Raw genomic sequence first — 14,632 nt, forward strand, 5'->3', positions numbered from 1 at the left:
AGAATTGCTGGTTTACTTAAAATAGATAAATTACTTATCTCACTCTGTTTAATTTTCAAAGATCATATCGCTTCCTGCGACATATTGAATTCTATCATTCCTTCTTTAACTTGTCAAGAGATTTTATCAACTATTTTATATAGTGTTCTCAACAACTTTTGAAGTTCATTATACAAGTATACCTATTATTAATACCTCTTTTCAATAATAATTTGCATACTTTCTTGCCGCTCATCTTAGCGACGAATATTATTGTATCAGTTATAGATACATTCGATTGATGCCCCAAATACAATTATAATAAATTATCTTTTTATACCTTACTCATTCTTTAATATTCTCACTATTAATATTGCGGATACACCAGACTTCGTTTATTCATGACAAACTAAAGTTTAAGTATGTAAAGAAGCTATATAAATAACTATACTTGAAAGTAGACTTATGCTCAGGTATATGTTTTCAAAGCTGAAGTCACATATAAAAAGTTTTTATAGTGCTGAAGCTTGAAAACATACACCAGAGTAAGTCTACTTTCGTCCGTGAATGTCTATTATTATAGCATCTCTATATACTTATCATGTATGTTACCAAACATTGATGCTGAAACTACAGCACCTATTAATGCAAAAAACATATCCCACTGTGTATCCCAAACATCACCTTGAGTACCTAAAAACGCATCTGCAGCACTTCCTGTTGCTTCAGCAACTCCCCATTCCAGTAACTCATAAGAAGCACTTATCGCTAAACATACACAAACAACTAAAAAGTTTAACATTTTTCCTCTCTTTAAATGCACTTTCCTAATTAATACCTCTCTCACAATAAATGCTGGTATAAATCCCTGTGCAAAATGCCCTAATCGGTCGTAGTAATTTCTACTTAAGTCAAAAACATCTTTTATCCAATTAAACAAAGGCATTTCAGCATAGGTATAATATCCTCCAATTATTAAAATTATAGTGTGAATTAAAATTAAGGTGTATACAAAGGTAGTAAATTTAAACCTTTTATATGTTAATATAATTACTCCCACACCTAAAATTGCTGGCAAAACTTCTAAAAACCATGTAAATACATCTTTAGGGTTAAAAGCCGACCAAATTAATGCTATAAAAAAAATTAATAGAAGACCTTTGTGTATTCTATTCATTAATCTTCATATCCTTCATCGAAGTCGTCTTCAAATTCATCTTCGAAGGATACGAACTCTACATCATCTTCATACTCATCACTATCAACAGAATTTATACACAAACTACATAATCCTTTTATCAATTCGTCAGGCTCAAATATCTTGCCACAATTTCTACATCTAGTTATACCTCTTTCTAACTCATATTCATCACACTCCATACACAGTGATGCGTTTCTACTATTTTGTGATTTGAAATACTCACCACAACGCATACATTTCGGCACAATAATCTCCTCCTATTGCTTTATTTAATTATTCTCATACTTACATCTTTAGCCTCTGCATATTTTATAATTAATTCTTTGCAATACTCCATATACTTTTCCATTTGTCCTTCTCCACTAAAAGAAACTATGTTCATTAATAGCTTTTCTGTATTTTCTGTTACCATTGCTCGTATAGAATCTGAAGTAGTACTCCCAAATTCACCTTGACTATCCTTAAAGACTGGTAAGTTCGATAAATTAACCTGCCCTCTTCCTATTCCTTCATAATAGTCTCCTTCTTCTCCAATAGTAAAGTAAATTTCTGGATCTATCTTATCAATATCATAAGCACACACTGGATTAAAAGAATATATAGAAATTAAGTTATTTATATCCACTATATTATTAACTCTGTAAAGCTCATTTCCTTTTGTTACACGTCTTACTAAAGATTCTGATGAAACTCTGTATCTGCTTGGATCTTTTCCTAATTTCTTATATGCATCTCTTGCTGCTTTTATGTTATAAATTTTTAAAACATCTTCTAAACTGTTTTCTTTTTCTATTTTACTACATAAAGATGATATTTCCTTCCAAAGCAATTCATCTGATTCTTTTACTCTGATTTTAGCTTCAATAGCTCCTATAACAATCTTTTCTCCAAGAATATCTCTCATTTTATCACATATATTTATGCCAACCATTATTTTCTCCCTCATTAATTTTCTAATATAGATATTCATACCAGACACTTAACTTATACGCAGGGATATATTGACATTCTGGAAGGCACATTAAATACTTTTGTTATAAGTCTTAGCTCAATATTTTAGAAAGTCTTAGAGCTATTGATATGTTTGAGGTACGAGTTTATCAATGGTTCTTAGACTTTCAAAATATTGAGCTTTAGACTTATCAAAAGTATTTATTGTGCCGGAAGAATGTCAATATATCCCGGAGTATAAGTTAAATGTCGGCCGTGGTTCTCTATATTTTAAAATTGTCTTGGTTTACAAATTATTTCATGTATCTTAGTTTGAAAAACATCATTTGCATGAGCTGGAGTTATAACTACTGCTGTGTCAGCACCATAAGCGCTTCCACCTATAGCTATTACTTTTTCTCCATATGGTATTAATCCAGAATCCAATGCCATAATAGAAATTTCTGCACAAACTTTAACACCCTGTCCGAGCATTCTCAAAGAATAGGCTACTATTTCTACTGGATTTATTCCACCAAATTTTTTACTTATACCTCTCTCTGCACCACTTAAGACATGAGTTGTAGTTAATACTTGTATTCCTATGTTTTTCAATTCTTCTTTTGTATCATCAGTCATTTCATTTTTTCCTGGATTCTTAAAGCCATAAGCATGAGTAACACATATAATATTTAAATCCTTTTGATCCTTTAAACATTTTGCTGTATTCCCACTGCAAGACGCTACAACTATGTTACTTATATTGTTTTCTTTAGCTGCTTTTACCGCAAGCTCAATAGTTTTTTCTGTATTTACTTTTCCTTTTTCATTAAAATACATTTAATTTCCTCCCTAACTCTATAATTGTATTTATTTTTAATTTTACATAATATGCTACAAAAATAAAAGGAAAACTTAAAGGTTAATTTCATAAATACCAATTTATTCAAATTATCAAAAGGCATACGAGTTCATTTTAGTAACTCATATGCCTTTTAATAATGCGGGCTTTTCTATTTCATTATCATTATGTAATGCCAAAGGATTTTCCATAAACCTCATAAGAGTCCTGTACAATTACTAATGCATTTTCATCCGCATTCCTTACCACTTGCTTTACTTTTACCAGTTCATTGCTTGTAACAAGGCACATAAGTATCATACTTTCACTATTAGTATAACCACCTCTTGCCTCAATTTTTGTAGTTCTTCCATTAAGCTCTGTTAAAATAATCTTATTAATTTCTTCAATTTTATCTGAAATTATCATTACTGATTTTGAGTCCTTAAATCCCTTAATATAAATATCAGTAACCCTTCCTACCAAATACACTGCAACAATACCATATAAAGTTTTTTCTATACCAAAAACAAAAAATGTAAGTATAACGATTACAAGATCAATAAACATCATAATCTTACCAACAGGTTTAGAAATAAACTTAGATATCATTTTAGCTATCGTATCTGTGCCTCCTAAAGAAGCTTGATTACTTAAAAGCATTCCTATTCCCACCCCTGTAATGACACCACCAAATAAAGTAGCTAATAACATATCATTAGTAAAAGGTTGTATTTTACTAGTAATTTCTACGAATACAGGAACTAAAAATACTCCAAGTACAGTATTAACAACAAATTTTTTGCCAAGTATTATTAATCCTAATAAAAAAATTGGTATATTAAATAGCCCTATAATAATTGATTTTTTTACATGTGTCAAATATTCAATAACTATTGCCAATCCAGAAATCCCACCCGGAACTATATGACAAGGAGAAAAAAATACACTTAATGCAAAAGAAAACAAAAAAATCCCCAGTATAATCATAAATAAATTCATTATACCTTTTTTCATATTTCGCCTGCCCCCCATAAAATTAAATTCAATACAAAAACCCCTCAACCTATTAATAGGGTGAAAGGCTTGTTTCCAATGCTATTATAATAGATTATATTCAACTTATCAAGTTATATTAGTCAATATTTTATTTATATCTAAGCTTACACTTATACGTTCATCATAAACCCACTGCACATCGAAATCTAAATTAAATATTTTTGAAAATGAATAATATAGATTTATCTTCTGATAATAAAGTTCAAGCTCGTAAAGTTCCTTCAATAAACATGTAGGTTTTGATATAATATCTCTTTGGGCTATAAAGAACTCATCTACATAACTCAAAAAAGCATCCATCATGGTAGGGTTTGACACATCAAAAGGTATTTTTAACAATAACCATTGAGTCTTTTCATCAAGTTTATAGTCTTTTAAACTCTCCAATACAATTAAGTATTCTCCAATATCCATCTTCCTATAAAAGTAAGTTTTTTCTTCTCTCGTTGCCCATAAAGCAAGCTTTTCTTTTAGCGAAAGACTTTTTATCTTCAATATTGCCTCACTTGGTCCTACTACTCCTTCTTGTATAATTTGATCTGTCGCATTTATCATCTCCACTATAAAATCCTGGGTAGTTCCATATGATGCTACATAGCCTATATCATATATTCCTTTTCGTCCTGCCCTGCCAGCAATTTGTTTAATTTCTTGAGAATTTAAATATCTTACCTCATTTCCGTCAAACTTCTTAACATCCATAAACACTATTCTTCTTATAGGAAGATTAACTCCAAGGCCTATAGCATCAGTGGATATTAATATTTTTGTGTCTTTATTAATGAACTGCTCATATTGCTTTCTTCTTACTTCAGGAGGTAAATCTCCATAAATTAGGCTTGCTTTTATACCTAAATCCGCATAGTAATATGCTAATTCTAGTACCCTTTTTTTAGAAAATACTACAAGTGCATCCCCTTCTTGAATATGTTTATAGGAAAAAGATTCATACTGTATTTCTAGAGGTATATTTCTTTTATATTCTCTAAATTCATATTCATCCTGACAATCTTCAATTATCTCAATAAGCAATCTTTTTGCATTTAAAGCTCCACAAACATGTATTTCTTTGCTTCTTAAACCTAATAAAGCCCTAGTCCATGCATTCCCTCTTTGATCATCATTTATCATTTGAATTTCGTCTATCACTGCTATATCATATTCTTGATTAACATCTAACTTTTCTATAGTACAAGATACGTGCTCTGCTTCTTCTACGATAATTTCCTCTTCACCTGTTATAAGGTTGCATTTTATACCTTCGGAATTTAATTTTTCATAGTTTTCTAAAGCTAGTATCCTTAAAGGTGATAGATATATCCCCTTTTTAACTTCTTTTAGCCTCTGCATTGCATTATAAGTTTTTCCTGTATTAGTTTCACCTAGATGGAGATAAAATTTTCTTTCAAGCTTCCTCGCATTCTCATATTCATTCTTAGGATTTGCAGGGAAAACCCGATCAAACTCTGTAGAGATCAACTTCGGAATATGTGTAGTTATAAGTACACTAATTATACCTGATCCTAAATAACTATTATAATTGTGATTTACTATTTCCTTAAAACTAAAGCTTGTGTTATTTTTTTTATTATAGTCATCTACAAGTTTTTCAGATATGTATTCCAATAACTCCAAATATCTTTCATAAACACTTCTAAAATCTCTAAGGCCCGCATCTTCGAACTCTTTTAACTGCCTTATTTTCTTTCTTATGGAAGCCTCATGTTCCCATAGTGCATTAGTCTTTGTATGTTTAACTATTTCCTCTATTTGGCTAATTTGATTCTTTATTTTTCTAAAGTTTCTTTCTATAGCTCCTCGTTTCATTACATAATCCTCCTATGTTAAGTCCTATGTTCTCCATATTATTATACCAATCATAACTAAAATATAATTAAATTTTCAATCATTTTACTTAAAGTATCCTAAATTCTTATAAATCAATATTCTAAATATATACATAGATTTTCATTAATTGATATTAACTCGAAATCTGATAAAATCATTATAGGGTTCCAATTTTAAACATGAACCTATACATTATTATAAATGATGAACTGTCTAAGCAATTTGAAAGTATAGGTCAATTTTTCAGTAATGAAACTCCTCTTCCTATCGCCAGATGAGTAAGCGGTTCGTATAAAATCCTTAAATAGTGAGCTTTATACTTATCAAAAGTATTTATCGTGCTGAAAGAATATCAATATATACCGGAGTATAAGTAAGTGTCGGCCATGGATGTCGATACAAAGGAGGCTGATTAATATGCATAGATATTTTATACAGGTCTTTGGAAGAGTTCAGGGAGTTGGATTTAGGTATTTTGCAAACTATACTGCATTAGCATTAGATTTAACCGGTTGGGTAAAAAATTGTGAAGATGGAAGTGTTCAATTAGAAGTTCAAGGTAAAAAGGAAAACATATCTTTGTTTATAGAAAAGCTAAAAAAAGGAAACCGATTTGCTAAAATAGATGACATGAACTTAAAAAAAGTTGAAACTATCACTAATGATAAATCTTTTAGAGTTATTTATTAGCAGTTTAAGGGAATTTTAATTATTTATATGTGGTATACTTTAAATACTAATAATTAATAAGGAGCGATATTAATGGAAAATTTCAATAAACTTCTACAAAAATATGCTGAGCTTTCAATAAAAATTGGAGTAAACCTTCAGAAAGGTCAAACACTTGTTATAAATTCACCTATAGAATGTGCGGAATTCACAAGGATATTAGCTAAAGAAGCTTATAGTACAGGTGCTAAAGATGTGCATGTAGAGTGGAGTGATGAAGAGCTCACACTTATTAAATTTATAAATGCACCTGAAGAAGCCTTCAAGGAGTTTCCTAAATGGAAAGCTGATGGATATGAAACTCTTGCTAAAGGTGGTGCTGCATTCTTTTCAATTTCATCTTCAAATCCAGAGTTGTTGAAAGGTGTAGATCCAAAGAGAATAGCGGAATCAAATAAAACAAGGTCTATTGCACTAAAAAAGTATAGAGAATACATAATGAATAGTACAGTATCATGGTCAATTGTTTCAATTCCAACAAAAGCATGGGCAAAAAAAATCTTTTCTGAGCTTTCTGATGAAGAAGCTATAGAAAAACTTTGGAAAAATATATTTAAAATAGTAAGGGTTGATAAGGATAATCCTATAGAAGCTTGGAATGAACATCTAAAAAATCTTCAAAAGAAAGTTGATTTTTTAAATGAAAAGAAATTCAAAAAACTTCATTACATATCAAGTAATACAGATTTAACAATAGAACTACCTGAAAAGCATTTATGGTCCGGTGGTGGGGAATATAATGAAAAAAGAACTTATTTTGTAGCTAATATGCCTACAGAAGAAGTATTTACTCTTCCATTAAAGACAGGAGTTAACGGTAAAGTAACCAGTACCAAACCTCTTAACTACAGCGGAAACTTAATTGAAGATTTTACCCTAATTTTTAAAGATGGTAAAATAATTGACTTTTCAGCTGAGAAAGGCTATGAAACATTAAAGAAACTTATAGAAACAGATGAAGGTTCTCACTATCTTGGAGAAGTAGCTCTTGTCCCATATGATTCTCCAATTTCAAATTCAAACATAATATTTTACAATACATTATTTGATGAAAATGCCTCCTGTCATTTAGCTTTAGGCGAAGCTTATCCAATTTGTCTTGAAAACGGAGGTACCATGACTGAAGAAGAATTAAAAAAATCAGGCGCAAATATTTCCTTAACCCACGTAGATTTCATGATAGGGTCACCAGATCTAAATATAACTGGCGAGACTAAAAGTGGAGAAATAATACAAGTATTCAAAAATGGAAATTGGGCTTTTTAACTTATTTAAAATATTGCAAAGGGACTGTCGCACTTAGGTAAGTACGGCAGCCTCTATATCATATACTATGTATTTTAAGCTTATTTTTGAGTCCTCTTTCTTGATTATGTATAATTTTATACATATTTATACTGGTTTCTCCATATTTTTCTTTATATTATTTACTTTTCTCAAATAGTCTTTTATATATCTATTTTTTTAATTAACTTCTCTAAATATATAGACTTCATTTGTTTGCTTGCCATTGCCTGCTTTATTGGTGGAAGCTTCAATATAACAGATAAGATTGCAGCCATTGCTCTGTGACTTCCTAAAGCCTGATTATCAAATATCAAATTTTGAAGCTGATTTTTTTCAATTGCCATTAATACTGCTCTATGAACAGAATTAGCTGGTGTAATTATATGTTCCTTTCTAATTTCTAATTTAATACTTCCCTTAGAACATGATCTTACACATATACCACAACCAAGACATATTTCCTCATTGACTTTAGCATATCTTTTTTTATCTTCTAGACTATTGGAGGTTAATGTTACTGCTTCTATAGGGCACACTTTTGTACATCTGCCACATCCAACACAATTCTTTTCATCAATCTTAGGTATAAAATTGGTAGTGTGCACAGGATGAAGCATACCAAATTTTTTAGCTGCAACCATAGCCTCACAACAACAGCCGCAGCAGTTACATATAAAAGTTGGATTTTCTCTCACATTTTCTCCACATTGAACTAAGTTATATTCATAAGCTTTATGTAAGAGCTCTATTCCCTCCGATACATCCACTTTTCTAGCAAATTTGTGCTTAATTAATGAAGCCGCTACGTTATTAAAAGTCATACATATATCCAATGGAGCATCACAAGCACGATTAAGATGCTGCATCTTATGTCGACAATAACACATACTTATGCCTATATTTGAAGCATTTTTTATAACTTCACTAGCTCTTTCATGATCTAAAATATGAACTGCGTTTTCATTTGAAAGTACCTCTTCCTGCACAAATACTCTTCCAAGTCGTGTTTCTGAACTAAAAAACAGCTCTTTAATAAAATCCTCTTCTACATTCATGTACTGGTAATAAAGTTCACTTAAAAGCTTTTGATCTATGTCTTTTCTAACCCTCATAAGTGCAAATTCAAAAAATCCTGCCATAGGAGGTGGTAACATATATTGCTGAGTTCCATTGTTATCTATATCAAGCAAAATAGCTTTGCCTGCAAGGCTGTCTAGTATATTTTTTGCCTCTACCTCTCTCATATTCCATACCTTGCTTGCTGTCTTAATTGTAAAAGGTTTTATTGGAAGCATAGAAACTAATGCCGCTTCCTTCTCACTAAATAGAATACTTAAAATTTTATACAAAGCCTTAGAAGGAGGCGCCCCTTGAGGAAATCGGTTTATTCTCTCTATAAGATTTCTATACCCCTCTCTTGCCGATATATGAGACATACTTTCACCTTCCTTTTATTTAAATTATAAATTTTCTTTTATAGCCTCTATGAATAGATCAATCAACTCTGGATCAAATTGTTTATACTTCCCCTTTTGTAACTCTTCAATAGCCTTTTCGTTAGATAAAGCTTTTCTAAACGGCCTATCAGATATCATTGATTCATATGCATCAGCAATAGATATTATTCTGGAGTATATTGGTATATCTTTTTCTTTTAGTCCCTTTGGATATCCTGTACCATTCCATCTTTCGTGATGATAAAGTACACAATCTTCTATATCCTTATTATTTACAATATATCTCACTATGTTATAACCTATAAGAGAATGATCTTTAACTTTTCCGTATTCTTCTACACTTAATTCGCTGTCTTTTTCTATAATTTTTTTATCTAGACCTAACTTTCCACAATCATGCAAAAAACTCCCCATTTTTAGAACAAGTAAGTCTTTATCTGAAAGTCCAATCTTTACACCTAGCAACACTGAATATTTGGCTACATTTTCAGAATGCTTTTCTATATCATTTTCTTTACTATCCAATATGTTAATTATTTTATACACTGAATTAAGCAACTCCCTATCTTCCTTCACCACTTCTCTTTCTTCTGCAGGTGCTGCATCAGAATTTACATCTTTATTCTCAATATCATTCTTAAGCAATACTTCAATATCTTCAGCCTGAGACGGCCTTCCAAAAAGATATCCTTGAATTTGATCACAGCCTAAATCCTTCAAAATTTCATATTGTTCTTCTGTTTCAACACCTTCTGCTATTGTTTTCATTTTAAGGTCTTTTGCTAAAATAATTATGGTTTTTACTATAGATTCTTCATCAATATTTTGAATCATATTCTTTACAAAATTTTGATCAATTTTAATAACATCAATCGGAAAGCTTTTTAAATATAATAAAGATGAATAACCTGTTCCAAAATCATCAAGTAAGATACTAATACCCATACTTTTTATTTGATTTAATTTTAATACAGCTCCTTCTCTATTCCTCATTATAGCGCTTTCAGTGATTTCAATTTCTAAAGAACTTGGTTTTATATTATTTATTTCTACTGAGCTCTTTATAAAATCCACAAGTTCCTTATCTTGAAATTGTTTAGCCGATACATTTACTGATACTACTACATTATTAAAGCCTTGATTATTCCATTCTTTTATCTGCCTACAAGCTTCTTGTATAACCCATTTACCTATATCAATTATAAGCCCACTTTCTTCTGCTACAGGAATAAAAACTCCAGGAGATACCATTCCCCTTTCCGGATGTTTCCACCTTATCAGTGCCTCTAATCCAATTATCTTTTTCGTAATAGTGTTTATCTGAGGCTGGTAATATAATACAAACTCATTTTTTGCAATTGCTCCCCTTAAGTCATTTACTATATTAACTCTTTCAATAAATTTTTTACTATGCTCTTTTAAATAATACAAGAAATTATTTTTTCCATTTGCCTTAGATAAACTTATTGCAATTTGACTATTTTTAATTAATTCTTCTGTACTGTTTCCATCCTGTGGATACAAAGCTACCCCTATACTAACAGTTATATGGTAATTAACACCGCTATATTCCCAAGGCTTTCTAACTGACCTTAATATATCTATGCATAAATTATTTATTTTAATTTTATTAGTTTTATTGAATATTAGCGCAAATTCATCTCCACCAATTCTAGATACAATACTATCTGTTTTAACGTTTTCTGTTATTCTTTGTGCTATAACCCTTAATAATTCATCACCTGCTAAATGCCCTAAAGTTTCATTTATGATTTTAAAATTATCTACTCCTATATACAAGATTGAAAAGCCTTCACCACTAATCTTAGATCTTTCTATTGCTTCTGAAAGATTTTTAATGAAAAAATTTCTATTTGAAATCAATGTAACATCATCATAAAAAGATATAAGATTTATTTTTTCTGCCATAGCTTTAGCATGTGTCACATCAAATATTATCCCCAAGATTCCATCAAATTTTCCTTTATCATCAAAAACAGGTGATTTAGAGATAGATATCCATTTTTCTTTTCCATGCTTATCTACATATTTTGTTTCAATATTTAATTCTGATTCCAATGTATTTTTTATTTTTAAATCCACATTTCTCGATTTTTCAGCCTCATCTAAATTATCTAAAATTTCATAATCAGATTTACCTTCAATATCTCTATATTCTCGATTTACATATTCTTCAAAATACTTATTAACTAAGGAATATTTAAATTCTCTATCTTTATAAAATATCATTGCTGGAATTGCTTTTAAGAGAAAGTTTTGTTGATTTAATAATTTAAAAACATATTTGTTTAAAACAAATATAGTAGATAGGACACATACAATTGTTATAATCAATATGGTATAAAATAATGCTTGTTTTTCTTTAAATGAAAGATTATAAATATCTCGTTGTTTTTCCATAGCTATTGCTATATTATTATTGCCTTTAATATCCTTTATTATCAAGTAAGTTTCTATATTATATTTATTATCTGTTCTTATATAAATACTTTCTCCATCTCGCTTATATAAACTGCCTGTCCCAACTCTTTCATTAGTGATTGAATTATTCATGGATAATAAATTAACTTTTTCACCAATAATTTTGGAAATAAAGTCAACTTGATCATCATGTATGTATCTACCCATTACTAAATATCCATTTATAGGACCTTGATGATTGCTTCTTAAAATAGGCATACAAGACAAAAGTATTATCCTATTTTCTAAATTTATAAATCCACTTTTTCCTCTTTCATTATATATAGATGTTTTTATATCATCACTTTCTTCTATATATTGCTTTACTTTATTTGAAATAGCAGATTCATTCCCAGTTTTAGAATCTATTTCTTTACTATATATCACCTTCCCGTTATTATTAACAAACACCATAAAATCAATGTTTAATAAATTCGAAAATTCATCTTTAATCATATTTTTTGATATAAAATCCTTATTCAAATCACTAGAAAATTGATATGCATCATCCCACACAGACCATTGTTTGTTTAAATCATTTAAGTTTGTTTCATAACTTAAAATATAGTTTTTTGCTATTATTATTTTATCTGCTACCTCTATTTTCTCAATATTAGTGAAATCCTTTAAAAAGTAACCATTGCATAAATAAAAAAATATACTTAGCGCAGCTATTGGTATTAAAATCAACAACGTTATTGTCCTTCTCTTTAAGTTCATGCTTTTTACACCCTCTATTCGCCTTATAATAATTATATAAACTATATTCTATATTTTCTAAATTTATTAATTTTAGGATTTAATGAAATTTTATCTAAAAATACATAATCAGTCAATGGATTAACCATTTTTTGTTATATTTATTATAAAGTCAGGACCACCCGTATAACGGGTGGCTTGCTTTAGCCCTATAAGGACATATTACTGGCTGTGCTACTCGCACACCGAACGGTTTGCCAACCGCATTTTTTCTCTGGCTGCCCCTAAAGGGGCTATTATTTTTTGCCTGGTTTTGCTTGTTCACCCGTAAACGGGTCAATATATTCTTTTAAGCTTATCTGCTCATATGCTATATCTTCTTGTATTTGATTTTTTATATACTTGTAAATGTTAATATAGAAGTGCATAAAAGTTCCAACATGGAAATGTAGGAATTTATGCACTTTTTATGTACAATTTTTTCAAGGTATAATTGTATAGAAATTCTGATGAGGTAGGTGCAATTATAATGCGAAAAGATGTACATAATAGGTTGAAAAAATATACAAGAGAGGAGCAATGCTTATTGAATAAAAGTGAGTTAGCAAGAAGATTTAACTGTGATCCTAGAACAATAGACAGATATTTAAAAATCAGTTCTGGGGAATTAGAACCTAAAAAATCATCAAGAGTTTATAAATCTCTTATCGATGAATATAAATCTATTATTTTTGATAAAGTGGATACTTATGGTGCAACAGCTATGGCTGTGTATAAGTTTATTGAAAAGAAAGGATATCGAGGTAAATATAGCACAGTGGCTGCATTTATAAACAAACATAAATGTACTGAAATTCAAAAAGCCACTATCAGATTTGAAACAACTCCAGGGCTACAAGCACAAGTAGATTGGAAAGAAAATTTAACTATGTTAAGCAAACATGGTGAAATATTTAAGGTGAATATTTTTTTGATGGTACTTGGTTATTCAAGAATAAAATATGTTCAACTAACAACAGATAAAGAACAAAAAACACTATTCAAATGCATGATTGATGGATTTAGATATTTTGGAGGAATTCCACAAGAAATATTGTTTGATAATATGAAAACAGTAGTGGATAGAAGTAAATCAACATTCTCCAGCATTGAGTTCAACAAAACATTCAAGTATTTTGCTGATGATGCTGGTTTTATCCCTATAGCCTGCCGGCCGTACAGGCCTCAAACAAAAGGGAAAGTTGAATCCCTGTCACGTCTTATTAATAGATTAGCCGTTTATAATGGCGAATTTGAAGATTATGATGATTTGGATAAAATAGTACAAAACTTTATGGAAGAAGTGAATAATGAAGTATCACAAGCAATAAATGAACCTCCTTTAAGTCGATTGGATAAAGAACTAGAGTATCTTAAACCATTGCCGTCGTTAGACACATTGATATCCTATGTCTCCTGCGAAAAAGAATATAAGGTATCAAGAGAGTCTATGGTTAATTACAAAGGTAAAAAATACTCAGTTCCAACCAAATACATTGGTTTAAAAGTTAATATTACCGAAACGTGTGATGGCAATATCAGTATTTATTATAATCAAGATTTTATTGTATGTCACTCATTAAGTGAGAAAAAATATAATTATAAAATTGGTCATATGCACGAAATACTGAAATCTGATGCATGCAAACATCTTACAGATATGAAAATAGATGAATTTATAAAAGAAAATATGTCAATGATGGATATATTATTGGGAGAGTGAAATTTTAAATGTATGGAAAATTGTTAAATAACCTAGAGACACTAAAATTAGAAAAAATGTACTCATATGTTCCTAATTATTTAGATACAGTTGTAAAAGACGGAACCTCTGTGTTAGATGCCCTTGTGCATCTAACCAGTAAAGAAATAGAATACAAAAATGAAATGGCCTCAAAAATACAAATAACTGTAGCTGGCTTTCCTTTTGTGAAAAGAGCTGATCAGTATGACTATGATTTCCAACCTTCGGTTAATAAAGCCCAAATTAAAGATTTTTGCTCATTAAGATTTATTGAAAATAAGGAAAATATACTATTCTATGGAACACCAGGTGTCGGAAATTATCGAAAGTTTTTGTTT

At 29.9% G+C, this 14,632-nt stretch carries 12 protein-coding genes and 1 pseudogene; 4 read left to right on the forward strand and 9 right to left on the reverse strand.

What is annotated here, in order from left to right; translation table 11 throughout:
- Positions 1-556 precede the first annotated feature (556 nt).
- From I6U48_RS16060 to I6U48_RS16085, 6 genes are all read right to left on the reverse strand, one after another.
- Complete coding sequence (locus tag I6U48_RS16060; RefSeq protein ID WP_218321483.1) at positions 557-1,156, reverse strand: DUF2238 domain-containing protein; 600 nt, start codon at positions 1,154-1,156, stop codon at positions 557-559.
- Positions 1,156-1,425, reverse strand: coding sequence for a hypothetical protein (locus I6U48_RS16065; protein ID WP_218321484.1), 270 nt, complete (start codon positions 1,423-1,425; stop codon positions 1,156-1,158). The genes I6U48_RS16060 and I6U48_RS16065 overlap by 1 nt, the downstream gene beginning before the upstream one ends.
- A gap of 20 nt (positions 1,426-1,445) precedes the next feature.
- Positions 1,446-2,111: a B3/B4 domain-containing protein gene (locus tag I6U48_RS16070; protein WP_218321485.1), complete on the reverse strand. Its 666-nt coding sequence runs from the start codon at positions 2,109-2,111 to the stop codon at positions 1,446-1,448.
- A gap of 290 nt (positions 2,112-2,401) precedes the next feature.
- On the reverse strand, positions 2,402-2,950 hold the full coding sequence (locus I6U48_RS16075; protein ID WP_218321486.1) for a pyruvate kinase alpha/beta domain-containing protein: 549 nt from the start codon (positions 2,948-2,950) through the stop codon (positions 2,402-2,404).
- A gap of 187 nt (positions 2,951-3,137) precedes the next feature.
- Positions 3,138-3,968: a YitT family protein gene (locus I6U48_RS16080; protein ID WP_218321487.1), complete on the reverse strand. Its 831-nt coding sequence runs from the start codon at positions 3,966-3,968 to the stop codon at positions 3,138-3,140.
- Positions 3,969-4,076: 108 nt separating this feature from the next.
- On the reverse strand, positions 4,077-5,837 hold the full coding sequence (locus tag I6U48_RS16085) for a helicase-related protein (RefSeq protein ID WP_218321488.1): 1,761 nt from the start codon (positions 5,835-5,837) through the stop codon (positions 4,077-4,079).
- Between the two features lie 438 nt (positions 5,838-6,275).
- On the opposite strand from I6U48_RS16085, the gene I6U48_RS16090 reads away from it, so the two are divergent.
- On the forward strand, positions 6,276-6,548 hold the full coding sequence (locus tag I6U48_RS16090) for an acylphosphatase (RefSeq protein ID WP_218321489.1): 273 nt from the start codon (positions 6,276-6,278) through the stop codon (positions 6,546-6,548).
- A gap of 72 nt (positions 6,549-6,620) precedes the next feature.
- Entirely contained in the window at positions 6,621-7,853 is a 1,233-nt protein-coding gene (locus I6U48_RS16095) for an aminopeptidase (protein WP_218321490.1), read from the forward strand.
- 182 nt (positions 7,854-8,035) lie between these two features.
- Here I6U48_RS16095 and I6U48_RS16100 read toward each other — a convergent pair whose 3' ends face one another.
- The 3 genes and pseudogenes from I6U48_RS16100 to I6U48_RS16110 all read right to left on the reverse strand — a co-directional run.
- Entirely contained in the window at positions 8,036-9,310 is a 1,275-nt protein-coding gene (locus I6U48_RS16100) for a 4Fe-4S dicluster domain-containing protein (RefSeq protein WP_218321491.1), read from the reverse strand.
- A gap of 24 nt (positions 9,311-9,334) precedes the next feature.
- On the reverse strand, positions 9,335-12,532 hold the full coding sequence (locus I6U48_RS16105) for an EAL domain-containing protein (protein WP_218321492.1): 3,198 nt from the start codon (positions 12,530-12,532) through the stop codon (positions 9,335-9,337).
- Between the two features lie 275 nt (positions 12,533-12,807).
- Positions 12,808-12,921, reverse strand: a pseudogene (locus I6U48_RS16110) (IS200/IS605 family transposase); the annotation flags it as partial.
- Positions 12,922-13,040: 119 nt separating this feature from the next.
- Here I6U48_RS16110 and istA point away from each other — a divergent pair.
- Together istA and I6U48_RS16120 are read left to right on the forward strand one after the other, a co-directional pair.
- Complete coding sequence (gene istA / locus I6U48_RS16115; protein WP_218321493.1) at positions 13,041-14,273, forward strand: IS21 family transposase; 1,233 nt, start codon at positions 13,041-13,043, stop codon at positions 14,271-14,273.
- 8 nt (positions 14,274-14,281) lie between these two features.
- Positions 14,282-14,632, forward strand: a 351-nt coding sequence (locus I6U48_RS16120) for an ATP-binding protein (RefSeq protein WP_218321494.1), incomplete at its 3' end; no start/stop codon positions are given.

It is taken from the genome of Clostridium thailandense (assembly GCF_019207025.1).
GTDB classification, from domain to species: domain Bacteria; phylum Bacillota; class Clostridia; order Clostridiales; family Clostridiaceae; genus Clostridium_AM; species Clostridium_AM thailandense.